2 protein-coding genes are annotated in these 1,438 nt (G+C 60.2%); both read right to left on the bottom strand.

Annotated elements, in window-relative coordinates; all coding sequences use genetic code 11:
• Positions 1-468: arsenate reductase ArsC (locus AC1DVH_RS31085; RefSeq protein ID WP_477757013.1), on the bottom strand; the 468-nt coding region annotated here is incomplete at its 3' end.
• A 29-nt stretch (positions 469-497) separates the two neighbouring features.
• The coding region (arsB, locus tag AC1DVH_RS31080) for an arsenical efflux pump membrane protein ArsB (RefSeq protein WP_477757012.1) at positions 498-1,438 on the bottom strand (941 nt) is incomplete at its 5' end.

Raw genomic sequence — 1,438 nt, 5'->3', positions numbered from 1 at the left:
CAGCGTGCCGATGCGGTCGAGTTCGCGCTTCAGCGCATCGCGGTCAAGTTGTGCAAACGGCAGGTCCAGAAATGCCCGGCAGCGTGTTTCGATGCGCGCCAGGGTAGAGTGGAACGCCGCCGATACCGTTGCTTCATCGCCCGTTATGTCCGATGGGTCTTCCTGGCCCCAATGGGCTTTCAATGCCGGTCCGTAGTACACGGGGCACGCCTCACCGGCAGCCTTGTCGCAGACTGTAATGACGATGTCTGGCGGGTTGGCTTCGAATGCGTCATTGCCTTTGCTGCTCAAGCCGTCGATGGCAATGCCGGCCTCTTGCAAGGTGCTCAGGCTGCGGGGCAGCACCTGTCCCTTGGGGAAGCTGCCGGCACTRATCGCCTGAAAGCCTTGCGGGGCGAGATGGTTGAACATGGCTTCGGACAGGATGCTGCGGCAGCTGTTGGCGGTAYACATAAACAGAACACGCATGGTGATTCCTCTTTGCAGTCGCCCAGGGGCTAAACGCTCAGGCGCAAGGCCAGGGCAGACAAGGTGATGAGCAGAATCGGCAGCGTCAGAACCACGCCGACCCTGAAGTAGTAACCCCAGGTAATGCGGATACCCTTGCGCTCCAGAACATGCAGCCAGAGCAGCGTGGCCAGACTGCCGATGGGGGTGATCTTGGGGCCCAGATCAGAGCCGATGACATTGGCGTAGATCATGGCTTCACGGACCACGCCGGTGGCGTCACTGGCTTGAATCGACAGTGCGCCCACCAACACCGTAGGCATGTTGTTCATCCCAGATGACAGCAAAGCCGTGAGCAGACCGGTGCCCAATGCTGCGCCCCAGATGCCGAATTCGGCCATGTGGTTCAGCGCCATTGTCATGTAGGTGGTCAGCCCGGCATTTTTCAGCCCGTACACCACCAGGTACATGCCCAGCGAAAAGATCACCACCTGCCAGGGCGCTTCACGCAGCACCCGTCGCGTTGAAATCACATGCCCACGCGCAGCCACAGCGAACAGCATCGCGGCACAGACCGCTGCGATTGCACTGACTGGAATGCCCAAGGGTTCCAGCGCAAACAACCCGATCAACAACAGACCCAGAACCATCCAGCCGACGCGGAAGGTCAGGGGATCACGCACGGCGCGTCGCGGATCCAGCACGTCATCGAGAGAGTAGTGCCGGGGAATGTCACGCCGGAAAAACCGGTACAGCACCACGAGCGTGGTTGCCACGGCAACGACATTGACCGGCACCATGATGGCGGCGTATTCGCTGAAACCCAGGTCGAAGTAGTCGGCCGAAACGATGTTGACGAGGTTGGACACCACCAGGGGCAAGCTCGCCGTGTCGGCAATGAAACCGGCCGCCATGACGAACGCCAGGGTAGACGCTGGCGAAAAACGCAATGCGAACAGTATTGAAACGACGATGGGGGTCAGAATCAGGG

The organism is Pseudomonas sp. P4_C3 (assembly GCF_056402075.1).
The sequence above is the reverse complement of the archived record's forward strand: the minus strand, read 5'-3'. Positions and strand labels throughout refer to the sequence as shown.